Here is a 23,921-nt window from a genome sequence, read left to right on the forward strand (position 1 = left end):
TCCGGTTTAATTCTCGGCTGGCCCATGCCCCCTCGCCCGCCTGCGGGAGAGGGGGGCGAGCGTCAGCGAGCCGGGGTGAGGGCGGCGCGTGTCCACGCGCCCAAGACCTGAAAACGCAGAGGTTTTCGCTGTCGCGAAGCGCACCTGACGGCGCGCGCCCTCTCCCTCCCGTCGCTGGCGCGACGGGTCCCTCCCTCTCCCGCAGGCGGGCGAGGGTAATCTGTCCGCTTCCGCCAACATCACCCTGGACGCGGCCGACACCAAGGGCTCCCGAAGGCTCTCCGAAAAATAAACCGGACAGAAGTGGATCAAGTCCGGGCATGACGAACGGGGAGCTGGTGCAGATTTATGGCCCGGCGCTCTAATATACCCCTACCCCAGCAGCCGCGCCACGCTGTAGAGGGCCAGTCCGGCCAGGCCGCCGACGATGGTGCCGTTGATGCGGATGTACTGGAGGTCGCGGCCGACCTGCAATTCCAGCTTGGCGACCAGGGTGCGGGTGTCCCAGCGCCGCACCACCCCGGCGATGAACCCGCCGATCTCGCCGCGGTAAGGCACCACGTTGCGTTCCACCACCCGCCGCAGCCAGCGGTTGAGGGTGGCGCGCAGGACGGCATCGGCGGCCAGGCGGCGGCCCAGACCGGCCACCGCCGCCTCCAGCCAGCGGCTGAGGTCGCCGTCGTGGCGGGCGAGGTCGGCGTGCAGGCGGGCCTTCATCTCGGACCACAGGGAATTGAGGTAGTCGTCCAGCAGCGGGCTGGCGGCGATCTCGGCCTTGACCTCGGCGACGCGGGCGCGCAGGGCGGGATCCGTGTCGAGCCGGAGCGCGAAATCGAGGATGGCGGCCTGGACGGTGGCGCGCCACGGATGGTCGGGGTCGCGCAGCTCGCCCAGGGTCTCCAGCAGGCCGACCAGGATGGTGTCGGCCAGCTTGCGGTCGACCCAGCGCGGCAGCCAGCGCCAGACCCGCTCGGCGACGCGGGCGCGGATGAGGTCGTGGTTGGCGAGCAGGACATCCTCGGCCAGCTCGACGGCGCGGTCGAGCAGGGCCTGATGGCGGCCGCGCGCCACCATCAGCGCCAGCACCCGCCCCGCCAGCGGCGCCGCGTCGACGGCGGCCACGCCGCGCCCCAGCGACGCCTTCAGCACCCGCGCCAGGCCCTCGTCCTCCAGGCCGGCCAGGATGGTGGGCAGCCAGGCGGCGCCGCGCCGCGCCACCGCGCCGGCATTGGCCGGATCGGCCAGCCACGCCGCCGCCCGCCCGGCCGGATCGAGCGCGTCCAGGCGCGCCGCCACCAGCTCGGGGGCCAGGAAGTTGTTGCAGATGAAGGCGCCCAGAGATTCGCCGATACGGTCCTTGTTGCGCGGAATGATGGCGGTGTGCGGGATGGGCAGGCCGAAGGGGCGGCGGAACAGGGCGACCACCGCGAACCAGTCGGCGATGGCGCCGATCATGGCCGCCTCGGCGAAGGCGCGCAGGAAGGGCAGCCAGGGCCAGTCGAAGCGGCGCTGGGCCAGCAGGGCGGCGACGAACACCACCGCCATCGCCAGCAGCAGCCCGGTGGCCAGGCGTTTCATCCGCCTGTACTGGGCGGAGCGCTCGTCATGCTTGGAATTTGCCGGTGCCGGTGCCATCTCAGGGATCGGGGTCATTGGTTCAGGAGTCCGCATGCCCGACGGAAACGGCCGCGTCCGGGTGTCGGTGGCCGAGCGCATCGCCGACGTGGCGCCGGCGGAGTGGGATCAGTGTGCCGGCGAAGGCAACCCGTTCGCCACCCACGCCTTCCTGGCCGCGCTCGAGGACTCGGGCTCGGCCGGTGCCGGGACCGGCTGGCTGCCTCGCCATCTGGTGGCGCGGGACGACGACGGCAAGGTGGTCGGCTGCGCCCCGCTCTATCTCAAGAGCCATTCCTATGGGGAGTACGTGTTCGACTGGAGCTGGGCCGAAGCCTATACCAGGGCGGGCGGCCGCTACTACCCCAAGCTCCAATGCGCGGTGCCGTTCACGCCGGTGACCGGGCCGCGCCTGCTGGCCCGCTCGGAACCGGTGCGCGAGGCGCTGGCGACCGCCATGGTGGAGATGGCGGGGCGCTGGGGGGTCTCGTCCCTGCACGTCACCTTCCCCACCGAGGCCGAGGCCGACCTGCTGGAGGGCAAGGGCTTCCTGCGCCGGCTGGGCTTTCAGTACCATTGGGAGAACCGCGATTACGCCGGCTTCGACGACTTCCTGGCGGCGCTGTCGTCGCGCAAGCGCAAGCAGGTGCGGCGCGAGCGCGAGGCGGTGGCGGCGCAAGGGCTGTCCATCGCCACCCTGGCCGGCGCCGAGGTCAAGGCCCGCCACTGGGATGCCTTCCACCGCTTCTACCAGGGTGTGGTCGACCGCAAATGGGGCTCGGCCTACCTGACGCGGGCGTTCTTCGAGGAACTGTCGGCCTCGCCCCTGGGCGGCGACGTGGTGCTGGTGTGGGTCGAGCGCGACGGCCAGCCGCTCGCCGCCGCCTTCAACCTGCTGGGCGGCGACACCCTCTATGGCCGCACCTGGGGCAGCGGGGCCGAAGACGTGCCGTTCCTGCATTTCGAGGCCTGCTACTACCGCGCCATCGACTTCGCCATCGCCCACCGCCTGGCCCGGGTCGAGGCCGGCGCCCAGGGCGAGCACAAGGTCAGCCGCGGCTACCTGCCGGCCGCCACCCACTCCGCCCATTGGTTCGCCGATCCCCGCCTGGGCGAGGCGGTCGGGCGCTACCTCGCCCACGAACGTCCGCTGGTCGCCGAGGACATGGCGGAACAGGCGGAGTGCGGGCCGTTTCGGAAGGGGTAGGCGTTTCCCCTCACCCCAGCGCCTGCCAGACCATGCGCGCCGAGGTGAAGGCCAGGAAGGCCGCGAACAGCCGCCTCAGCATGGTGGTGTCCATGCGGTGGGCCAGCCGTGCCCCCAGGGGCGCCATCAGCACCGAGGCCGGGGCGACCAGGACCAGACCGGACAGGCTGACATAGCCCAGGCTGAAGGGCGGCAGGCCGGGCTCGCCCCAGCCGCCGGCAATGAACCCCAGCAGGCCGGGCACGCCGATGACGAAGCCGGTGGCGGCGGCGGTGCCCACTGCCTGGCGCACCGGCATGCCGTGCATGGTCATCAGCGGCACCGTCATGGTGCCGCCGCCGATGCCCATCATGGCCGACAGCGCGCCGATGGCGCCGCCGATGCCCCAGCGCCCGAGGCCGCCGGGCAGGCGGTCGCCCAGCCGCCAGCCGGGCGGTCCGAACACCATCTGCGCCGCCACCACCAGCGCCACGGCGGCGAACACCAGCGACAGCACCGGCCCGCGCGCCGCCGCGGCGATGGCGGCGCCGGCCAGTACGCCGGCAACGATGGGTGGGCTCCATCCCTTCAGGAAGTCGCCATCGACGGTGCCGTGTTTCCAGTGCGTCGAGGCCGACGACCACGCGGTGGCGACCAGAATGGCCAGCGAGGTGCCCACCGCCAGCTTCATGCGCACCGCCTCGTCCACGCCCAGGTGGGTGAACAGGTGGAACAGCACCGGCACCACCACGACGCCGCCGCCCACCCCCAGCAGGCCGGCGATGAGGCCGGCGACGCAGCCGGCCGCCAGCAGCAGCAGGGCAAAGGGCAGCAGGGCGGCAATCTCGGCGGGCATGCGCCTGCTATACGACCTTTCGCCCGATGGTGCTAGAGTTGCGCCGCAGCCGACGGAGCAGGACCATGGGCGACGGGCCGACGCCGGATCAGCAGGCCGATTACCTGGTGAGGAAGCTGGAGCAGACCATCCGCGACAACCGGACGGTCAAGGGCATGTCGTTCCGCACCTGGCAGACCATCGCCCGCGAGGAGATCGTCAACGCCCTGAAGGATGCCGAGCGCCGCAAGGTGCAGCACGACCGCACCCTGGCCCGCGGCATGCTGGTGGGCACCATGGCCATCGTCAGCGCCGGCTTCTGGGGCGCGGTCTACACCGTCGACAAGTCCTATGGGGCGGTGGCGGCGCTGGTCGCCTTCGCCTCGGGGATCGCCGTCGTCTTCGCCCTGGCCGATTGGGGCATCAAGCGCGCCTCTGACGGCTGGAACCGCGAGAAGCGGGTCGAGCGGCTGGCCAACATCGAGGACCTCGACCGCCGCATCAAGCGCATGGAAGACGCCCTGCGCAAGAAGGAGGAACGCACCAAGGAGCGGCTGGAGGAGGTCGGGCTGCTGTGAGGCGTATCGTCGCGGTCCTGATTATTCTAACGCTGGCCGCCCTCGCCTCGTGCTCCCGGAGCGGCATCGAAGCCGGGCTGGTGCTGGCCGATCTGGGGGCCGGGCACGGCGACAGCCTGTACAAGCGCCTCACCCCCCGCCCCGAGCGCCGCCCGGTGGAATGGACCGTAGGTGGAAGTCTGCGCCGCGGCGACCTCTATCTCCCGGGAGAAGCGGCCGAGGCCGGGCTGGTGCTGGTCCCCGGCGCCGCCCGCGAGGGCAAGGACCACCCGCTGCTGGTGGCCCTGGCCGAGACCCTGGCGCGGGCCCGCTTCGAGGTGCTGGTGCCCGACATCCCCACCCTGCGGGCGCTGGAGGTGGCCGAGGCCGACCGCGAGCCCATCGCCGATGGGGTGCGCTGGCTCCAGGCCGAGCGGGGGCTGCCGTCCATCGGCATCGCCGCCATCTCCTACGGCGCCGCCCCGGCGGTGCTGGCGGCGCTGGAGGAGCCCTCGGTCGCCTTCGTGGTCACCGTGGGCGCCCCCTACGACCTCACCGAGCTGCTCACCTTCTTCACCACCGGCCATTACCGCGAGGGGCCCGGCCGGCCGTGGCTGCGCAAGGACCCCAACGCCTACGGCAAATGGGTGTTCGTGCTGTCCAACGCGCGCCGGCTGGAGGATTCCGCCGATCGCGCCCTGCTGGCCGCCATCGCCGAGCGCAAGCTGGCCCATCCCGACACTCCCATCGACGACCTGCGCGCCGGCCTCACCCCCCAGGGCCGGGCGGTGATGGCGCTGCTGGACAACGCCGACCCCGACCGCGTGCCCGCCTTGATCGCCGCCCTGCCGCCGCGCATCGGGGCCGAGATCGCCGCCCTCGACCTGGCCCGCCGCGACCTGTCGCGCCTCGCCGCCCGGCTGATCCTGGTGCACGGCCGCGACGACCGCATCGTGCCGTGGACCGAGGCCCGGGCGCTGGCCGCCGCGGCACCCCAGGCGCGGCTGGTCCTGCTGGACAACCTGGCCCACGCCGAACTGAAGCCCGGCGCCGCCGCCGACACCCTGGCCCTGTGGCGCGGCGTCGCAGCGCTGCTGGACGAGCGCAACCGGCGGACGCACTATCCGTCCGGTGGATGACCACACCCGTTCGCACAGATTGCCCCCACCTTCGGTGCCGGTCATTCTTGCCGGCAACGATTGAGTCTCAGGGGTAGTTCATGACCAAGGCCGCGATCGAACCCCGGCTGGAGAAGCGCCATTTCGCGCCCGGCCGGGCGGTGTTCGCCCAGGGCGACGAGGGCGATTGCGCCTATCTGATCGAGAGCGGGTCGGTGGCCATCTACCAGACGGCGGCCGGGCAGCGGATCGAGCTGGGCACGGTGACGCGCGGCGAGCTGTTCGGCGAGATGGCGGCCATCGACGGCGGCAAGCGCATGGCCAGCGCCATCGCCCTCGAGGACACCACCGCCACCCGCATCCCCAAGGAGATGTTCGAGCGCAAGCTGGCGGCCTCGGACAAGTTCATCCGCGGCATCCTCAACTTCTTCATCCGCAACATCCGCTCGAACCACCGCGGTTTCCTGCGCCGGCCGCGCAGCGTCAACGACCACGTGCGCATGCTGGGCTTCATCGCCGGCAACGTCCGCGCCTTCGCCGAGAAGGCCGGCGACGATCCGGCGGCGGCCGAGCTGCGCCGCCATCTCGAGGACCTCGACCGCACCCTGGCCGCCATCCGTGCCGCGGCCCAGCGCTGCCGCGACGTGCGCCACGACCTGATCATCGATCTCGACGGGGAAATAGGCGACGCCGTCAGTCCTGCCCGGCCGGAAACGCCCGCAGGGTGAAGCAGACCACGGCGCCGCCGGTGGGCGCCGTCTCGATCCAGGCGTGGCCGCCGTGGCGCTCGACGATCTTGCGCACCATGGCCAAGCCGATGCCGGTGCCCCTGGCGTCGACATCCAGCCGCTCGAACAGCTCGAACACCTGCTTGTGGTATTCCGGCGGAATGCCGGTGCCGTTGTCGGCGACGCAGAGCACGTAGGTGCCGTTGGAGCGGGCGGCATTGACGGTGATGCGGGGCGCCCGCCCCTCGACCCCATGGGTCAGGGAATTGCCGATGATCTGCTCGAACAGCAAGGCCATCTGGCGGGCATCGCCGGGCACGCGCGGCAGGTCGCCGATCTCGATGGCGGCCCCGGCGGTCTCGATCGGCTTGCGCAGGGTGGTGCAGGCCAGGCGCACGCACTCGCCCAGATCGGCGACGGAGCCGGCGGTCACCGGTTCGATGTCGATGGCGACATAGGCCTGCAGGTCGATCAGCTGACGCTTCATGCCGACCGCGCCCTCGACCACGTAGTCGATGAAGTCGCGGGCGTCGGCATCCAGTTCCTCGCCGTAGCGCCGCTTCAGCAGCTGGCTGTAGCTCACCACCCGGCGCAACGGCTCCTGCAGATGGTGGGCGGTGACCTCGGCCATCTTGCGCAGCTCCTCGTTGGAGCGGCGCAGCACCACGGCGTTGTCCTCGAGCCGCACCACCTGCGAGCGCACCGCGTCGGCCATGGCGTTGAAGGCGGCCGACAGCGCCGCGATCTCGTCATTGCCGCGGATCGGCACCTCGGTGCCGTAATCGCCGGCCGCCAGGCGGACGCTGGCCCGCGTCAGGTTCTCGAGCCGCCGCGTCAGCAGCAGCGTCAGCGACGCCAGGGCGGCGATGGACAACAGGATCTCGGCGGCGGCGATGGCGACGCCCTGGATCAGCACGTCGCGCTTGGCGCGGCGCAGCGCTTCCAGGGACAGGCCGTAATGGAGGTCGCCATAGGTCTGGCCGTACAGGACGATGGGCGCGACCGCGTCGTGGACCGCCGCTTCGGTGGCCACCACCGACGAATCCGGCGGCGGCAACGGCGACGGCAGCGCGCCGGCCCCGGCAAGCGTCCGCCCGTCGCGGTCGGTGACCGCCAGATAGGCGATGTCGGGCAGCGTCACCAGACCGTCGACCAGACTGCGCAGGCTGGCGTGATCGCGCGCCGCCAAGGGCGGGCCGAGGGCGATGCCCAGGGTCTCGGCCATCTCGGCGACCCGGGCCTGGGTCATGGCGCCAAGGTGCAGGTTGGCCTGACGCATGCTGTTGCCGATCAGCAGCGCCAGCATCACCACCTCGACCACGACGCTGGCGACGATCAGGCGGAAGCGAAGGGATTTGCGGAAGCTGTCGGAGCGATCGATGAGCAGCTTCACGGCTGCGCCTTGGGCAGGGCCGTCAGCAGCAGATCGACCACCGGGCGCATGGCGGCGACGTCCTCGGCGGTGAGCGGGACATAGCCCTGGTAGCCGGACGCGGCGAAGAATTCCCTGCCCGCCGCCGATTCGCCGAAGGCCAGGAAGGCGGCGCGGACGGTGCGGACCTCGGCCTCGGGCAGGGTCGGCCGGGCGATGGTGAACAGGTGCGGCACACCCGACGGCGCAGGGATCGCCTCGATGCGGGCGCGCACGTCCTCCGGCGCCTGATGGATGGGGGTGTGGGTGGTCAGCGCCGCATCCACCTCGCCCATGGCCACCGCCATGATGGCGGTGGTGTGGGTGGCGCTGGCGCGCAGCTCGTAGTCGCGCCCGGCCACCAGCCCGCGTTCCGCCAGCCAGCGCTCGCCCGCCAGGGACGAGGTCGACAGGCGGTTGGAGGCCGACACCACCTTGCCCTTCAGCTGCGCCGGATCGGTCAGCCCGGTGCCCTTGCGCACCGCCAGCACCGGCGTCAGGGTGGCACGGTAGCGCAGCAACGCCCGCGCGCCGTGCTGGACGGCATAGGCGCCGAAATGGGGGCCGGTGACGGCGACGTCGAAGTCGCCCTTCCGGATGTCCTCGAAATGGGCGACGAAATCGGCCGAGGTGAACAGCTCCACCGGCCGCCCCAGCTCGCGCTGCAGGTGCTCGCGCAAGGGCTGGTGGATACGCATCAGCGCCGCGGCATTGGTATAGGGCAGCAGCAGCACCCGCAACGGTGCCTGAGCGGCGGCCGGGGCGGCCGACAGCAGCACGGCCACCATGGCAATCAGCCAGATTCGCATCATCCGCTCCCCCCTTCCCTTATCCCCGCCTACATATAATGAGAGAATAGCCAAAAGTATGCAACCGGCGTCAGGAGTTTGGCGAATGGCGCCAAGGAAGCCTTTCTCCGCATAGGGTTGTTGACTTCCGCCCGTGCCTTTGCCTATAAGCACCGCTTCATTCCCGAGAACGTGGGCGGATCCCCTGGTGGACCGTCCCGCCCCGACCGCAGTGTCGGACCCAGGCCTATCGGGACAAACCCCAACCGGCAACGATCCGGGACAAGCAAGGACCGATCATGACCAAGCGTGCAGAATCCAAATTCAAGATCAACCGCCGCCTGGGCGTCAACTTGTGGGGCCGCGGCAAGAGCCCGCTGGCCCGCGGCAAGGAAAATCCGCCCGGCCAGCACGGCGCCCGCCGCAAGAAGGCCTCGGACTTCGGCACCCAGCTGATGGCCAAGCAGAAGCTGAAGGGCTATTACGGCAATATCAGCGAGAAGCAGTTCCGCAAGCTTTATGACGAGGCCGTGCGCCGCCGCGGCGACACCTCGGAGAACCTGATCGAGCTGCTCGAGCGCCGCCTGGACGCGGTGGTCTACCGCATGAAGTTCGCCACCAGCCCGTTCCAGGCCCGCCAGGTGGTCAACCACGGCCACATCCAGGTCAACGGCAAGCGCGTCAACATCTCGTCCTATCAGGTCAAGGACGGCGACATCATCTCCGTCAAGCCCAAGTCAAAGGACCTGGCCATCGTCCTCGAATCGGCCCAGTCGCCCGAGCGCGACGTGCCCGAGTACCTGGACGTCGATCACAAGGACATGAAGGGCAAGTTCATCCGCGCGCCGAAGCTGGCCGACGTGCCCTATCCGGTGCAGATGGAACCCAACCTGGTGATCGAGTTCTACTCGCGCTGATCGGTTCGTCCATCGGCGGAATTCACGAGACCCCGGCCACACGGCCGGGGTTTTCGTTTATTTGCCCCGCCCGGGTGCATATCTGCCCGCGCATTAAGGCATATGGTCCACCTCTTCCACACATGCGACAATTCCCGTGGATGGGGGAGCGTCCAAGGGGTTCGCCATGCGGCCTTCCGATCGCGTTGACTTGCCGGGTGCCGCTTCGGTTGCGCTGCCCGATCCCGACCCCGATCCCGATGCCCTGGCCGCCATGGTCGAGGAATTGCGCCGCTCCAACGCCGAACTGGAGCAGTTCGCCCATGTGGTCAGCCACGACCTGCGCGAGCCCCTGCGCATGGTCTCCAGCTACGCCCAATTGCTGGCCCGCCGCTACGGCGACAGCCTGGACGAGGACGGGCGCACCTTCATCCACTTCATCACCGACGGCGCCGCCCGCATGGAGCGGCTGATCGAGGACATCCTGGACTTCTCGCGGGCCGGCGCCGCCACCCGCCTCGAGGCCTTTCCGGCCGCCCGCGCGGTGGACGCGGCGCTGGACGACCTCGGGCCGGTGATGGCCGAGCATCGCGCCGCCATCCGCGTCGCCCCGCTGCCCGAGGTGGTGGCCGACGAGACCGGGATCGAGCGCCTGTTCGCCAACCTGATCGGCAATGCCGTCAAGTACCGACGCCCCGACCTCGCCCCGACCATCGTGGTGACCGGCGAGGAATGCGCCGAGGGCTGGCATTTCGCGGTGGCCGACAACGGCGAGGGCATCGCGCCCGAGGATCACGAGCGCATCTTCATGGTGTTCGCCCGCCTGCACGGGCGGGATCGTCCGGGAACCGGGCTGGGCCTGCCCATCTGCCGCAAGATCGTCGAACGCCACGGCGGCCGCCTGTGGGTGGACTCGCGGCCGGGCCACGGCTCGACCTTCCACTTCACCCTGCGGCGGCCGTGACCTTCGGCCGCATCACCCCTTGAAGGCGACGCCCTTGTCCTTGAGCAGGGCGGCCAGTTCGCCGTTGCCGGCCATCTCGCGCACGATGTCGCAGCCGCCGACGAACTCGCCCTTGACGTAGAGCTGGGGCAGGGTCGGCCAGTTGGTGAACTGCTTGATGCCGTCGCGCAAGGAGGGATCGACCAGGATGTCGATGCCCTTGAACTTGACGCCCAGGTCGGAGAGCACCTGCACCACCGCGGCCGAGAAGCCGCATTGCGGGAACATCGGCGTGCCCTTCATGTAGAGGACGACGTCGTTGTCGGAAAGGTCCTGCTGGATGCGCTCGAAAACGGGATTGGTCATGGGGGACACTGCCTCGATATTTGGAATGGTTACAATTTAGGACGCCGCGCCCGGCGACGCAACACCCCTACGCCTTCGCCCAGTCGGGCGCGGCGTCGGGCGTGGCGGTCTGCAGCGCCAGGGCATGCAGCTCGCCGCCCATCCGGCCCTGCAGGGCGCCGTAGACCATCTGGTGCTGCTGCACCCGGGTCTTGCCGCGAAACGCCTCGGACACCACCAGGGCGGAATAATGATCGCCGTCACCGCGCAGATCCTCGATGACCACCCGGGCATCGGGATAGGCCTCCTTGATCATCGCCTCGATGACATGGGCTTCCATGGGCATGGGGGAACTCCTGAAACAGCGGACGTGGCGGACGCCCATCAATACGGCGATGGCGGAGCCGGTTCAAGCCTCGCGGCGGCCCGGCCAGGAATAGGCGGCCAAGCCCGCCCAGATGGCGGCGAAGGTCACGGCGTGCGCCGGCGTGAAATCCTCGCCGAGGACGTACCCTGCCACCAACATCTGAACCGTGGGATTGACGTACATCATGAGGCCCAGGGTGGACAGCCGCAGCCGCCGCGCGCCAAAGGCGAACAGCACCAAGGGCACGGCAGTGACCGGCCCGGCCAGGGCGATCAGCGCGATGGTTCCGCCGCCCATGTGCGGCGCCGTCCCGCCGCCGGTGAACGCCAAATAGGCGGCGGCGAAGGGCGCCAACACCGCCGTCTCGACCAGCAGCCCGGCCAGCGAGGACACGTTGATGGTCTTGCGCAGCAGGCCGTAGGCGCCGAAGCTGAGCGCCAGCACCAGCGCCACCCACGGCAGACCGGAACCGCCGGCCATCATCCAGCCGACGCCCAATGCACACAGCGCCACCGCCAGCCATTGCCGCGGCGACAGCCGCTCGCCCAGCACCAGGCGGCCCAGCAGCACCGAGACCAGCGGGAACAGGAAGTAGCCCAGGCTGGCCTCCAGCGCCCGCCCGTTGGCCACCGCCCAGATGAAAACGCCCCAGTTGACGGCGATGGCCACCGACGAGCCGGTGAGCCCGGCCAACTGCCCGCGCTCCCGCCACACCGCCGCCATCTCGCCCAGCCGTCCGCGCAACGCCAGCACGACCAGCGCCGACAGTCCGCCGCCGAGGACGCGATGCGCCAGCACCTCGGGCGCCGGGACGTCGCCCAGGGCGTGGAAGTAAAGCCCGAAGGTTCCCCAGATCAGAAAGGCGCCGAGGGCGGCCAGGGCACCGGCGCGGGTGGAATTGGTCTCCATCGCCGGACCCTACCATAGCGGGGCGAGAGCGGTGCACAGCGCGTGGTCGGGCGCGAGTATGAGGCGGAATACGGGATGGGCGATGCCATCTACACACCCATCATCGCCGGACTCGACCCGGCGATCCACGAGGAGCCGCCAAAACGTGGCTGCCTGGGTCGAGCCGCATAGGCCCCAGCTTACGCCCTTTCCCCTTGCGCGAAGCGCGGGGGGGGGGGGGCTTAAGGAGCGAAGCGACCTGGGACGCATCCCCCGACATCCCGTGCCCCATGTACTTGGGCAGCCAGCCTTTGTTGGCGGCCTTCAGCCCCTCGACCGTCACTCCGCGGCCACCGACGCTGATGACGCGGCCGCCGGTGGTACTTGCCCGCCCCCGAATTTCGTTTGGGCTATGAGCAGAGCCATGGCCGAGTGCGGCTTTCGAAGCGGGCACTGGTGGCAGGCAGAAGCGACGTACCCGTGCCGGCCCGCACCATCGAGGAATTGGGTAGAGGAGGACATAAGGCGCGCGACTCCACCGCCCCCCCGCACCGTGTACTCATCAGTCCGATGCGTCTCTGCCCGCGTGTGTGGGCGACAGAGCGTGTTTAAAGTACCGGCCTAGCGATCAAGTGATGAAACCTACTGGGCCGCACATTGTACGCCAGGGTCCACTGTGTAGCTCACGTCAACATCCGCTTCGATGCCGGGATTTGCGCACTCCTCTTCGCCGGAATTTTTCGCCTCTCGGAGAGCCCGACGGGCCTCACCCTTATTGCTGAACTCGCCATTAACAGAACCTAATTTCTCAAAAAGAGATATCGTGTAGTTCTTGATGTCGTCTAGCGTAAGGCTAGACATCTCATTTGCGGCCGAATAACGCAAATTCAGCCTTGCATTCCTACGCCCGATTTTTAGCTTCACCATTATATCGTCGATAAAGTCATTAGGCCCGGAAGCTGGCCTTCCATCGCCATTCACTGACTCCGGCGGAACCTTTGACTCCGCGAGTTCGTCCAGGTAACCGACCTTGCACATACCGCAATCTACCCTGAGGACCGCATTGGAACCGGGAACTACCGCACGGAGACAATCACGAATGTGACCGTCAGCCTTGCCCAGAATGATTTCGTTCTTATCCCCCTTGAAATACAGGGCAAGCATCGCATTGCGACTATCAAAGCGTTTTGCAAGTATTCCGAAGTGGTAAAGCACTGTGCCCTTGCTGTATCTGAATTCGGCTGCATTCCGTTGGGTTTCCAGCAAGCGGAATGCGCCCTTTTCACGACCGTCCAGATAAGCGACCACCATGGGAAGCATGATGCTTGCGTTGCACCGAGAAAAGAAAATGGTGCCCCAACGGACCTTTACTTCGTTCTGCAACGGCGGCTTTGGGCCAAACAAGCCAGGAAACACCAAACGGGGCGGTTCGCCCAATTCGCGAGGCAGCCATGCCGCGATGCCGCGACGCACGGGCTCCGCCTTTATGGCTGCACGCACCCGTTCTTGAAGCGGAATCGGGCAATTCGACGGGAGAACACCATTGAACGCGGCGGCTTCCAAATACCCCCGTCGCTTTCGATTAGCAGTGACCCTCTTAACAAAATATGCAATTACGCCAAATACATACTCAGCATTAACGAATACCACCTTCTGGTCCCAGGCAACGACGATATTGCGCCGCATATCAAGGGTATGCAAAGCAGAGAAAAGATCTTCACGATATCGCTGGTCCGCCCCAGCGTAGATCGGAAACCGGTCACGAAGGGCGAGTCCGATGTCTTCGAGGTCGAGGATTTCTGTTGCCCGCTCGCCGGCGAGGCGAGCCAGACCATCCTTCACCGCTTCAATAAATGCCGCGGAAACGGGCGCTCGCAGTGCTGCCGTACCGTCCGGTGAGGCCGCATCGCAGGTGGCATCGATTTCTCGAAGGAGATTCAGTGGCGGCATTTAGCGATCCCGTTCGAAAAGGACGTCATCGTACCCAAGCTTGCGGGCAAGTTCGACGAAATTATCGTGATTTGGCAGCCTTCTGGCGCAAGAGCTATCAACGAATACGAACAGCTTGCCTTCGTCGGTGTTAGGCAGTGGTTCACTCGGCCGGTTCCGTATGCGATCCCGCCAGTGCTTAAGCTCATATTCCGGATTGTTCTGCTCAGCCTTGAGCCGCGCCTCGTCCAACACCACGATCCGATCCCAGCCGTGGGGTATCTTGGCTCGCTCGCTGGCAAGGCGCTTGCGCTGTTCGAGAAGATAGACCGTCAGGTCCCGCCCACGAACCTCGATCGGGCTCTTCCCCGCTTCGTCTACAGCGCGCCAAGTGACCTCATCACCTTTTTGGCCGCCTAATTGTTTGAATTCACGTCCGAAACCAGCGACATAGGCACTCATTGCGGCAGTGAACACACTCCTTTTCCGCTCGCCCCCGAGAACCACGCAGAACCGTTCCTGCAGAGTCATCTCAATGGCCCTCACCTTCCAGACTCTCGCTCTTGCGTCCGTCGCGGAATCAGCGACGCTATCGACGAAGATCGAGTCCTGCGCCGTACTAATCGGATTTGCGGCCAAACAGGCAGCTCCCTTTTTCGTCGCCACTTGATCCTCGGGACGCCCAAGCACCTCGTCTACGTAGACAGGCGATTCCAGCCCCGTCGCCGAGACGAAGAATGCGAAACTGGCCCCGTTCGCATCGCGAGCGGCGAGGACGCGACCATCATTGGACCAAGCCAAAGCAACCACGGCCGAGCCCTTGCCTGTAACCGCGTGGCCTTGCGTTTCCGCCTTGGTTCCGCCAGAGGGAACGACAAACAATTCCACGGCGCCGCCGTCTCCACCGACCGCAATCAAGCTCGGCAAGGCCGGGTTCCAGGCCAGGCACTGCATGCCATTCAGAAAGATGGGGGTTGAATTCGGCTTGCTGCGGATCAGGTCGTCCAATGAATGGATGCGAGCTTCACCTTCGCGTCCAATCGCCAGGCGCAAACCGTCCGTGGAAAATGCGAGCCCACGGATTGTTATGGCCCTGGCACCTGCGAAGAGCGGGGGCACCTCGCAGCTTCTTTCCAGGCCTTCTGCCCCCAATTCGTAGCAGGTAACCCGGCCGCTACTGTCACTGATGGCCAATTTCCCGGCGGTTTCGGCAATCGCCAACTTGGAAACGCCCCGGGGCGCTGGCTTCTGACCCGGACACGCTTCGAGACACCAGCCATTGCCCAATTTGGCTTGGCATCCGTGGAGCAGATGCTCGCCCGCGACGAAAAAACACTCCCTCAGCCACGCGCACTGATGAAGCTTTATATCTGGGGAAGGCGGCGCAATTGGCTCCTGCTCTCTTGGGCTCCCTCCGGCCCCGATGGAGTCCACATCCTGCCATTCCAGTTTGCAGGACCATGCCCGGTTGTCGTTGGAAATTCCGACAAGGGAAAGCCGCACTCCCCTTTGGCACCACGCCGCGGAATTGACCTGTCCGGCACCTAAACGCACCGTCGTTAAGCCGCGAATCGCCATCCGTGCCGAAACTCCACGAGCCCCCCTCTATGGGGAGAGAGGCTCGCAGTGTAACAACCTATGATGATGCAGCCAAGAGGTAACCTCCCTCAATGTCCCGACATCTCGTTGCCCATGTATTTGGGCATCCAGCCTTCGTTGGCGGCCTTCAGGTCCTCGACGGTGGCGGCGCGGCCGCCGATGCTGATGACGTGGCCGCCGGTGGTGCCGATGACGCGGGCGCCGACGTCGTGTTCCTGGGCTTCCTCCAGCACCGAGACCAGGTCGTCCTGGCGGACTTCCAGGATGTAGCGGCCCTGGTCCTCGCCGAAGCACCAGGCGTGCAGGGGCAGGGTCGAGGGGTGGTCGAGGGCGGCGCCGATCAGGCCCTCGGAGGCCATGGCCATTTCGGCCACCGCCACCAGGATGCCGCCGTCCGAGACGTCGTGACAGGCGCTGACCAGGCCGTCCTGGATCAGCTGGCGCACCAACTCGCCCTTGCGCCGCTCGCGGTGCAGGGCCACCGGCGGCGGGGCGCCGTCCTCGCGGTGGCAGATCTCGCGCAGGTACAGCGAGGCGCCCAGCCAGCCCTTGGTCTCGCCCAGCAGCACGATGGCGTTGCCGGCGTCCTTGAAGGCGATGGTGGTGTGCCTGGACACGTCGTCGAGCAGGCCGACGGCGCCGATGGCCGGGGTCGGCTGGATGGCGGTGCCCTGGGTCTCGTTGTAGAGCGAAACGTTGCCCGACACGACGGGGAAGTCCAGGTCGCGGCAGGCCTCGCCCATGCCGCGGATGGCCTCGACGATCTGGCCCATGATCTCGGGCTTCTCGGGATTGCCGAAGTTCAGGTTGTCGGTGACCGCCAGCGGCACCGCGCCGGTGGCCGACAGGTTGCGATAGGCCTCGGCCACCGCCTGGCGCCCGCCCTCATGCGGATCGGCCTGGCAGTAGCGCGGAGTGCAGTCGGTGGTGATGGCCACCGCCTTCGGGGTGCCGTGGATGCGCACCACCGCGGCGTCGCCGCCGGGGCGCTGCACGGTGTCGCCCATGACCATGTGGTCGTATTGCTGGTAGATCCAGCGCTTCGAGGCCAAGTCGGGGCAGGCCAGCAGGGTCTTCAGCGCCTCGATCGGGCACTGGGCCGGGACGTCCTCGGCCAGCACCACCGGCGGCTTGGCCGGGGCCACCCAGGGGCGGTCGTATTCCGGCGAGGCCTGGGCCAGCGGATCGATGGGCAGGTCGGCCACCACCTGGCCGTGGCGCTTCAGCACCATGCGCCCGGTATCGGTCAACACGCCGATGACGGCGAAGTCCAGCTCCCACTTGTCCATGATGGCGCGGGCGACGTCCTCCTTGCCGGGCTTGAGGATCATCAGCATGCGCTCCTGGGATTCGGACAGCATGATCTCATACGCGGTCATGCCCTCTTCGCGCATGGGCACCGAATCCAGGTCCATCTCGATGCCCAGCCCGCCCTTCGAGGCCATCTCGAACGACGACGAGGTCAGGCCGGCGGCGCCCATGTCCTGGATGGCGACGATGGCGTCGGTGGCCATCAGCTCCAGGCAGGCCTCGATCAGCAGCTTCTCGGTGAAGGGATCGCCGACCTGCACGGTGGGGCGCTTCTCCTCGGACTTCTCGTCGAATTCCGCCGAGGCCATGGTGGCGCCGTGGATGCCGTCGCGGCCGGTCTTGGAGCCGAAATAGACCACCGGATTGCCCACGCCGGCGGCGGCCGAATAGAAGATGTTGTCCTTGTCGGCCAGGCCCACGGTCATGGCGTTGACCAGGATGTTGCCGTTGTAGGACTTGTGGAAGTTGGTCTCGCCGCCCACCGTGGGCACACCGACGCAATTGCCGTAGCCGCCGATGCCGGCCACCACCCCGGCCACCAGGTGGCGGGTCTTGGGATTGGACGGATCGCCGAAGCGCAGGGCGTTCATATTGGCGATGGGCCGCGCCCCCATGGTGAAGACGTCCCTGAGGATGCCGCCGACGCCGGTCGCCGCGCCCTGGTAGGGCTCGATGAAGCTGGGGTGGTTGTGGCTTTCCATCTTGAAGACGATGGCCTGATTGTCGCCAATGTCGATGATGCCGGCATTCTCGCCGGGGCCGCAGATCACCCACGGCGCCGTGGTCGGCAGCGTCTTCAGCCACTTCTTCGAGGATTTGTACGAGCAATGCTCGGACCACATCACCGAGAAGATGCCCAGCTCGGTGAGATTGGGCTCGCGCCCCATGATCTCGAGGATGCGCTGGTACTCGTCGGGCTTGATGCCGTGCTGGGCGATGACTTCAGGGGTAATGTTGCTCACGACAGCGCCTCCACCAGCGAATCGAACATGCGCTTGCCGTCGGAGCCGCCCAGCAGGTCCTCGGCCAGGCGCTCGGGGTGCGGCATCAGGCCCAGCACGTTGCGCTTCTCGTTATAGATGCCGGCGACGTTGCCCAGCGAGCCGTTTGGGTTGGCCGCGGGGTCGAAGCCGCCATCGGGGGTGCAGTAGCGGAACGCCACCTGGCCGTTGCCCTCGATGGCGCGGAAGGTCTCGTCATCGGCGAAGAAATTGCCCTCGGCGTGGGCGATGGGGAAGCGCACCACCTCGCCGCACTGGTACTGGCGGCAAAAGTCGGTCTCGCTGTCCTCGACCCGCAGATGCACGTCGCGGCAGATGAATTTCAGCCCCGAATTGCGCATCAGCACGCCGGGCAGCAGCCCGGCCTCGGTCAGGACCTGGAAGCCGTTGCAGATGCCCAGCACGCGGACACCGGCCTCGGCGCGGGCCTTGACCTCGCGCATGATCGGCGAGTGCGCAGCCATGGCGCCGCAGCGCAGGTAGTCGCCATACGAGAACCCGCCCGGCACGGCGATCAGATCGACCTGGGGCAGTTCGGTGTCGCGGTGCCAGACCATGAGGGGCTTGGCGCCCATGCTGGCCTCCAGCGCCACGGCGACGTCGCGGTCGCAGTTGGAGCCGGGGAAGACGATGACGGCGGCTTTCACGGGCGATCCCTGGGAAGGTTGCGGCGGGAAGGGCCTTCTTAATACGGAAGCGAGGCGGTTTCCAGCGCGAAGGACCGCACCGGCATCGTTGCCACTGACAATCGCTTGCAATAAGCTGGTCCCTTCGAGCAACCACCGACCGGCGCCCCGCCTTGCCCCTCGCCTGCCCCGCCCCCTCCCGTTCCCCCGCCATGCTCCGCCGGCTGCGCCGTCCCGGCGGCTGGGAAATCGCCGCCCTGGTGCTGGCGGCGCTGATCGCCATGCCGGTGGTCAGCGTGGCGGGCAACCTGCTGGTCCCTTCGGGCGGCACCTGGAGCCATCTGGCGGCCACCGTGCTGCCCGACTACGTCGCCAACTCGCTGCTGCTGATGGTGCTGGTCGGCATCGGCGTCACCGTCGGCGGCGTCGGCACCGCCTGGCTGGTGACCATGTGCCGCTTCCCCGGCGCGGCGGTGCTGGAATGGGCGCTGCTGCTGCCCATGGCGATGCCGGCCTACGTGGTCGCCTATACCTATACCGGCCTGTTCGACTATGCCGGTCCGGTGCAGGCGGCCCTGCGCGGGCTGTTCGGCTGGAGCTCGGCGCGCGACTACTGGTTCCCCGAGATCCGTTCGCTGGGCGGCGCCGCCGCGGTGCTGGCGATGGTGCTCTACCCCTATGTCTACATCCTGGCCCGCGCCGCCTTCCTCGAGCAGTCGGTCTGCGTGCTCGAGGCCAGCCGCACCCTGGGCCGGACCCCGTGGCAGGCGTTCCGCGAGGTAGCGCTGCCGCTGGCGCGGCCGGCCATCGCGGTGGGGGTGGCGCTGGCGCTGATGGAGACCCTCAACGATTTCGGCACCGTCCACTATTTCGCCGTCGATACCTTCACCACCGGCATCTACCGCACCTGGCTGGGGCTGGGCCAGCCGGCGGTGGCGGCGCAGCTGGGGGTGGTGCTGATGGCCTTCGTGGTGGCGCTGGTGCTGCTGGAGCGGCTGTCGCGCGGCGCCGCCCGCACCCACCACACCACCAACCGCTATCGCGACCTGCCGCGCATCACCCTGGGGACCGGACGGGGCCTGCTGGCCCTGGGCTTCTGCCTGCTGCCGCTGCTGCTGGGATTCCTGCTGCCGACCGCCATGCTGGGCGGCTGGGCGCTGCAGACCCTGCGCGACACCGGACCGGGCACCGGGTTCCTGGTGCTGGCCCGCAACAGTGTTTTGCTGGCGGCGGTGACGGCGTTGCTGGCGGTGGCGGTGGCGCTGGTGCTGGCCTATGGCCGCCGGCTGGCGCCGCGTCCGCTGGTGCTGGGAGCGGCGCGGGTGGCGGCCATGGGCTACGCGGTCCCGGGCTCGGTCATCGCGGTGGGCACGCTGATCCCGCTGACCCTGCTGGACAAGGCGGTGGCGGCCCAGGTGGAGCGGCTCACCGGCGCCTCGCCCGGTCTGCTGATCACCGGCAGCATCGCCGCGCTGGTCTATGCCTATCTGGTCCGCTTCCTTGCCGTCTCGGCCGACGCGGTGGACGCCAGCCTGGGCAAGGTGACGCCGTCGCTGGAGGCGGCCGCGCGCAGCCTGGGCGAGGGCACCACCGGCGTGCTGCGCCGCGTCCATGTGCCCATGGTGCGCGGCAGCCTGCTGTCGGCCGGGCTGCTGGTCTTCGTCGATGTCATGAAGGAGCTGCCGGCGACGCTGATCATGCGGCCGTTCAACTTCGACACCCTGGCCACCAGCGCCTTCACCTTCGCCTCGGACGAGCGGCTGAGCGATGCCGGCCTGCCGGCCCTGGCCATCGTGGCGGTGGGGCTGGGACCGGCCATTCTGCTCAGCCGGGCCATCGCCCGCTCACGCCCGGGAGGCAGCCGATGACCGGACTGGAACTGGAAACCATCCGCCACGCCTATGGCGACCACAGGGCGGTGGACGATGTCAGCCTGGCGGTCGGACCCGGAGAGCTGGTCTGCCTGCTGGGGCCGTCGGGCTGCGGCAAGACCACCACCCTGCGCATCGCCGCCGGGCTGGAGAACCCCACCGGCGGCCGGGTGATCCTGGACGGCGCGGTGGTGGCGGGGGCGGGGGTGCTGGTGCCGCCGGAACGGCGCAACGTCGGCTTCCTGTTCCAGGACTACGCCCTGTTCCCCCACCTGGACGTGGCCGCCAATGTGGAGTTCGGCCTGACCGCCCTGCCCCGCGCCGAACGCCGGCGCCGCGCCATGGAGATGCTGGAGCAGGTCGGCATGGCCGCCTTCGCCGGGGCCTGGCCGCACCAATTGTCGGGCGGACAGCAGCAGCGGGTGGCGCTGGCCCGCGCCCTCGCCCCCGGCCCCCGGCTGATGCTGCTGGACGAGCCGTTCTCGGGCCTGGACAAGCGCCTGCGCGACCGCATCCGCGACGACACCCTGCACCTGCTGAAGGCCAGCCACGTCTCGACCCTGATGGTCACCCACGACCCCGAGGAGGCCATGTTCATGGCCGACCGCATCGCCGTCATGCGCAAGGGCCGCATCATGCAGCTGGGCACCCCGGCCGAGCTGTACGGCCGCCCCGCCGACCCGTTCGTCGCCTCGTTCTTCGGCGAGGTCAACGTGGTCGAGGCGCAGGCCCTGTCGGGCAGGGTGACGACGCCGCTGGGACCCTGGCCGTGCCCCGGCCTGGCCGACGGCGAGGCCGCCGAAGTGTTGGTCCGCCCCGAGGGCATCACCCTGGCCGAGGATGCCGCCGGCCCCGGTCAGGTGCTGGCGGCGCGCCTGCTGGGGCGCTCCAGCCTGGTGCATCTGCGGCTGGACTGGCCGGGCCACGCGCCGGTGCACCTGCACGTGCGCCTCAGCGGCCGCCCGCCGCCGCCCGAGGGCACCCGGGTCGCCCTCACCATCGATCCCGCCCAGGTCTTCGTGTTTCCCGCCGGCGAGGAGTGAGGCCGGCTGATACAGGATCTGCGGCTTTACGTCACCCCCGCCTTCGCGCATATGCGCCAAAACAAGACATTGGTGTACTGTTTGCGCCTTTTTCGTCCCGGTGGTTTATGGAGATGTCTCCGAATACGTTTATTCTCGTTACGGATGCGCCGGAGACTTGTCTGAGGAATGATCGCTTGGAGCAGAGAGGCAACGATCTGCTTCAGGAGGAGCCATGCGCCGGGTCGGGTCAGGCCGCTGTCGGCGGAGGGGGAGAGTACTCGAGTCCGTCAATTAGGGCCCGAACTCAATTGAGCCACCACACGAGGGCGGCAACGATGGAGACCGCCGACAGGAACGTATCCGCGGCAAGCGATTTGGTCGTAGGCGTGAGGGTGCTACCGCGAGCCGCAAGCCGCGTGATCGACTTGCGAGGGTGCACCGTGACGTGATGGCGAAATCGGTCGAACCGAGGATCAGGATACCCCGCGTACCGTCATGCGCCTTGTGCGCGGTCCGGTGATTGGGACCGGATCAGCGGATTTCATCAGGGCCTGCGGTCAACCGTACCGCACCAACAGGCCGGATACATGACCGCACCCGACCAGACGCCAAAACGTGACTTTCCCCTTGCAACGCAGGGGCCGTCCATACATGAGAGATTACTATCTCCACCCCTAATCCCGCATGTTCACGAACTGCAGCGGCTGGTCCAGCTCCAGTTTGCGCATCAGGGCGATGGCTTCCTGCAAATCGTCGCGTTTCTTGCCGGTGACGCGCAGCTCGTCGCCCTGGATGGCGACCTGGGCCTTGATCTTCGAGTCCTTGATCTCCTTGACCAGGCGCTTGGCCAGGGTGGCCTCGATGCCATCCTTGATCTTCACCGTCTGGCGCACGGTGTTGCCCGAGGCCTTCTCCACCGCCTGGTAATCGAGCACGCGGGGATCGACCTTGCGCCGGGTGAAGTGGACGGCCATCAGTTCGTGCATGGTCTTGAGCTTGAGGTCGTCGTCGGCCAGCACGGTGATGACCATCTCCTTGCGCTCGACCGAGCATTTCGAGCCCTTGAAGTCATAGCGCTGGGCGACCTCGCGGGTGATGCCGGCCAGGGCGTTGTCCACCTCGGCGAGATCGGTCTTGGAAACGACGTCGAAGGAGGGCATTACGGTCTCCTATACCGACTTGGTGAAGCCGTTGGTGATGGGGTAGCGCCGGTCCTTGCCGAACGAGCGCCCGGTGATCTTGACCCCCGGCGGGGCCTGGCGGCGCTTGTACTCGGCGCGGTCGAGCATGCGCCAGACCCGGCGCACGGTGGCCTCGTCGTAGCCCTTGGCGACGGTGTCGGCCACCGACAGCTCGCCCTCGATCAGGCTCATCAGGATGCCGTCCAGCTCGTCATAGGGCGGCAGGGTGTCCTGGTCGGTCTGGTCGGGCTTGAGCTCGGCCGAGGGCGGCTTGGTGATCACCCGCTCGGGCATCACCGGGCCGTTCGGCCCCAGCGCGCCGGCCGGGACATGGGCGTTGCGCCAGCGGCAGACGGCGAACACCGCGGTCTTGTAGACGTCCTTCAGCACCGCGTAGCCGCCGCACATGTCGCCGTAGAGGGTGGCGTAGCCGGTGCTCAACTCGCTCTTGTTGCCGGTGGACAGCACCATGGGGCCGAACTTGTTGGACAGCGCCATCAGGGTCAGGCCACGGGCGCGGGACTGAAGATTTTCCTCGGTGATGTCGGGCTCGCGGCCGACGAACAGCGGCCCCAGCATGCCGTCGAAGGCGGTCATGGCGGCGCGGATGCCGATGGTGTCGAGGCGGCAGCCCAGCAGCCTGGCCACCCCGGCGGCGTCGTCCAGGCTGTCCTGACTGGTATAGGGCGACGGCATCATCACGCACCACACCTTGTCGGGGCCGAGGGCATCGGCCGCCACCGCCGCCGCCAGCGCCGAATCGATGCCGCCCGACAGGCCCAGCACCACGCCGGGGAAGCCGTTCTTGCCGACATAGTCGCGCAGGCCCCAGACCATGGCCTGGTAGATGCTTTCCTCGCGCGCCGGCTCGGGGGCCAGCTTGCCTTCGGTGGTCCAGCCCGTCTCGGTGCGCCGCCACACCGTGGTCAGCACCTCGGCCCGCCACGGCGCCAGGCGCAGCAGCGGCCTGCCGTCGCCGCCCAGGGCGAACGAGGCGCCGTCGAACACCAGCTCGTCCTGGCCGCCCAGCTGGTTGACGTAGACCAGCGGCAGCCCGGTCTCGGCCACCCGCTGCGCGGCGCGCTCCAGGCGCACCCCCGACTTGTCCACCTCGAACGGCGAGCCGTTGGGCACCACCAGGATCTCGGCCCCGGCGGCGGCCAGGGTCTCGGCCACGTCCGGGTACCACATGTCCTCGCAGATGGGCACTCCCAGGCGCACGCCACGGAAGGTGATGGGCGCCGGCAGCGGCCCGGGGACGAACACCCGGGCCTCGTCGAAGACGCCGTAATTGGGCAGGTGGCGCTTGAGCCGGCACGCCGTCACCTTGCCGTGGTCGAGCAGCAAAGCGGCGTTGCGGGCCAGCCCGTCCATTCGCCAGGGGGCGCCGACCAGCATGGCCGGGCCGCCATCGGCGGTATCCTTGGCCAGGCTGTCCACCGCCGCCTCGACGGCATCGAGGAAGGCCGCCTTCAGCACCAGATCCTCGGGCGGATAGCCCGAGACCACCAGCTCGGGATAGACGATCAGGTCGGCGCGGTCGGCGGCGGCGCGGGCGCGGGCGGCACGGATCAGCGCGACGTTGCCGGCGACGTCGCCGACCACCGGGTCGATCTGGGCCAGGGCGATGGAGAGGGTATCGGACATGCCCGCGAGGGTAGGACCCGGCGCAGGACCTGTCAATCCGACCGCCCCGCTATCC

The 23,921-nt window shown here is 68.2% G+C and carries 21 protein-coding genes; 8 read left to right on the forward strand and 13 right to left on the reverse strand.

Going from position 1 to position 23,921, the window contains the following annotated elements; all coding sequences use genetic code 11:
- Window positions 1-372: 372 nt before the first annotated feature.
- Window positions 373-1,653 (reverse strand): DUF445 domain-containing protein, encoded by a 1,281-nt coding sequence (locus tag MTBUT4_RS18070; RefSeq protein WP_173981104.1) that lies wholly within the window; start codon window positions 1,651-1,653, stop codon window positions 373-375.
- Window positions 1,654-1,669: 16 nt separating this feature from the next.
- Here MTBUT4_RS18070 and MTBUT4_RS18075 point away from each other — a divergent pair, with 16 nt between their 5' ends.
- The gene (locus MTBUT4_RS18075) at window positions 1,670-2,821 is read left to right on the forward strand and encodes a GNAT family N-acetyltransferase (protein WP_173981105.1); all 1,152 of its coding nucleotides are present in this window, start codon (window positions 1,670-1,672) and stop codon (window positions 2,819-2,821) included.
- 10 nt (window positions 2,822-2,831) lie between these two features.
- Here the strand turns inward: MTBUT4_RS18075 and MTBUT4_RS18080 are convergent, their stop codons facing one another.
- Window positions 2,832-3,656: a sulfite exporter TauE/SafE family protein gene (locus MTBUT4_RS18080; protein ID WP_173981106.1), complete on the reverse strand. Its 825-nt coding sequence runs from the start codon at window positions 3,654-3,656 to the stop codon at window positions 2,832-2,834.
- Between the two features lie 65 nt (window positions 3,657-3,721).
- Here MTBUT4_RS18080 and MTBUT4_RS18085 point away from each other — a divergent pair, with 65 nt between their 5' ends.
- From MTBUT4_RS18085 to MTBUT4_RS19330, 3 genes are all read left to right on the forward strand, one after another.
- Window positions 3,722-4,213: a hypothetical protein gene (locus MTBUT4_RS18085; protein ID WP_173981107.1), complete on the forward strand. Its 492-nt coding sequence runs from the start codon at window positions 3,722-3,724 to the stop codon at window positions 4,211-4,213.
- Entirely contained in the window at window positions 4,210-5,331 is a 1,122-nt protein-coding gene (locus MTBUT4_RS18090; protein WP_173981108.1) for an alpha/beta hydrolase, read from the forward strand. The genes MTBUT4_RS18085 and MTBUT4_RS18090 overlap by 4 nt, the downstream gene beginning before the upstream one ends.
- Before the next feature lie 80 nt (window positions 5,332-5,411).
- The gene (locus tag MTBUT4_RS19330) at window positions 5,412-6,038 is read left to right on the forward strand and encodes a cyclic nucleotide-binding domain-containing protein (RefSeq protein WP_217424208.1); all 627 of its coding nucleotides are present in this window, start codon (window positions 5,412-5,414) and stop codon (window positions 6,036-6,038) included.
- Here the strand turns inward: MTBUT4_RS19330 and MTBUT4_RS18100 are convergent.
- On the reverse strand, window positions 6,004-7,431 hold the full coding sequence (locus MTBUT4_RS18100; protein ID WP_173981109.1) for an ATP-binding protein: 1,428 nt from the start codon (window positions 7,429-7,431) through the stop codon (window positions 6,004-6,006). The genes MTBUT4_RS19330 and MTBUT4_RS18100 overlap by 35 nt on opposite strands.
- The gene (locus MTBUT4_RS18105) at window positions 7,428-8,258 is read right to left on the reverse strand and encodes a phosphate/phosphite/phosphonate ABC transporter substrate-binding protein (RefSeq protein ID WP_173981110.1); all 831 of its coding nucleotides are present in this window, start codon (window positions 8,256-8,258) and stop codon (window positions 7,428-7,430) included. Before MTBUT4_RS18105 ends, MTBUT4_RS18100 begins: the two co-directional genes overlap by 4 nt.
- Before the next feature lie 278 nt (window positions 8,259-8,536).
- On the opposite strand from MTBUT4_RS18105, the gene rpsD reads away from it, so the two are divergent.
- Window positions 8,537-9,154, forward strand: coding sequence for a 30S ribosomal protein S4 (gene rpsD, locus MTBUT4_RS18110; RefSeq protein WP_173981111.1), 618 nt, complete (start codon window positions 8,537-8,539; stop codon window positions 9,152-9,154).
- A gap of 166 nt (window positions 9,155-9,320) precedes the next feature.
- Complete coding sequence (locus tag MTBUT4_RS18115; protein ID WP_173981112.1) at window positions 9,321-10,097, forward strand: ATP-binding protein; 777 nt, start codon at window positions 9,321-9,323, stop codon at window positions 10,095-10,097.
- A 12-nt stretch (window positions 10,098-10,109) separates the two neighbouring features.
- Here MTBUT4_RS18115 and grxD read toward each other — a convergent pair whose 3' ends face one another.
- From grxD to purQ, 7 genes are all read right to left on the reverse strand, one after another.
- A complete protein-coding gene (gene grxD / locus MTBUT4_RS18120) occupies window positions 10,110-10,442 on the reverse strand; it encodes a Grx4 family monothiol glutaredoxin (protein WP_173981113.1) in 333 nt (110 codons plus the stop codon).
- Window positions 10,443-10,509: 67 nt separating this feature from the next.
- A complete protein-coding gene (locus tag MTBUT4_RS18125; protein WP_173981114.1) occupies window positions 10,510-10,767 on the reverse strand; it encodes a BolA family protein in 258 nt (85 codons plus the stop codon).
- A gap of 63 nt (window positions 10,768-10,830) precedes the next feature.
- Window positions 10,831-11,697 carry an EamA family transporter RarD gene (gene rarD, locus MTBUT4_RS18130; protein WP_173981115.1) on the reverse strand — a complete coding sequence of 289 codons (867 nt, stop codon included), beginning with the start codon at window positions 11,695-11,697 and terminating at the stop codon, window positions 10,831-10,833.
- A 621-nt stretch (window positions 11,698-12,318) separates the two neighbouring features.
- Entirely contained in the window at window positions 12,319-13,626 is a 1,308-nt protein-coding gene (locus MTBUT4_RS18135) for a hypothetical protein (protein ID WP_173981116.1), read from the reverse strand.
- The gene (locus tag MTBUT4_RS18140; protein WP_173981117.1) at window positions 13,627-15,183 is read right to left on the reverse strand and encodes a hypothetical protein; all 1,557 of its coding nucleotides are present in this window, start codon (window positions 15,181-15,183) and stop codon (window positions 13,627-13,629) included.
- An 89-nt stretch (window positions 15,184-15,272) separates the two neighbouring features.
- Window positions 15,273-17,477, reverse strand: a complete 2,205-nt coding sequence (gene purL, locus MTBUT4_RS18145) for a phosphoribosylformylglycinamidine synthase subunit PurL (protein WP_173981118.1) — start codon at window positions 17,475-17,477, stop codon at window positions 15,273-15,275.
- Complete coding sequence (gene purQ, locus MTBUT4_RS18150) at window positions 17,474-18,163, reverse strand: phosphoribosylformylglycinamidine synthase subunit PurQ (RefSeq protein WP_173981119.1); 690 nt, start codon at window positions 18,161-18,163, stop codon at window positions 17,474-17,476. Before purQ ends, purL begins: the two co-directional genes overlap by 4 nt.
- Before the next feature lie 191 nt (window positions 18,164-18,354).
- Between purQ and MTBUT4_RS18155 the strand changes: the two genes are divergently transcribed.
- Window positions 18,355-20,010, forward strand: coding sequence for an iron ABC transporter permease (locus tag MTBUT4_RS18155; protein WP_173981120.1), 1,656 nt, complete (start codon window positions 18,355-18,357; stop codon window positions 20,008-20,010).
- Complete coding sequence (locus MTBUT4_RS18160) at window positions 20,007-21,056, forward strand: ABC transporter ATP-binding protein (RefSeq protein ID WP_173981121.1); 1,050 nt, start codon at window positions 20,007-20,009, stop codon at window positions 21,054-21,056. Before MTBUT4_RS18155 ends, MTBUT4_RS18160 begins: the two co-directional genes overlap by 4 nt.
- 656 nt (window positions 21,057-21,712) lie before the next feature.
- On the opposite strand, the gene MTBUT4_RS18165 is transcribed toward MTBUT4_RS18160, so the two are convergent.
- Together MTBUT4_RS18165 and MTBUT4_RS18170 are read right to left on the reverse strand one after the other, a co-directional pair.
- Window positions 21,713-22,198 (reverse strand): YajQ family cyclic di-GMP-binding protein, encoded by a 486-nt coding sequence (locus MTBUT4_RS18165; protein ID WP_173981122.1) that lies wholly within the window; start codon window positions 22,196-22,198, stop codon window positions 21,713-21,715.
- Window positions 22,199-22,207: 9 nt separating this feature from the next.
- Window positions 22,208-23,866, reverse strand: coding sequence for an NAD+ synthase (locus MTBUT4_RS18170; protein WP_173981123.1), 1,659 nt, complete (start codon window positions 23,864-23,866; stop codon window positions 22,208-22,210).
- Window positions 23,867-23,921 lie beyond the last annotated feature (55 nt).

Origin of the sequence: Magnetospirillum sp. UT-4 (assembly GCF_902729435.1) — a bacterium.
Lineage (GTDB): Bacteria > Pseudomonadota > Alphaproteobacteria > Rhodospirillales > Magnetospirillaceae > Magnetospirillum.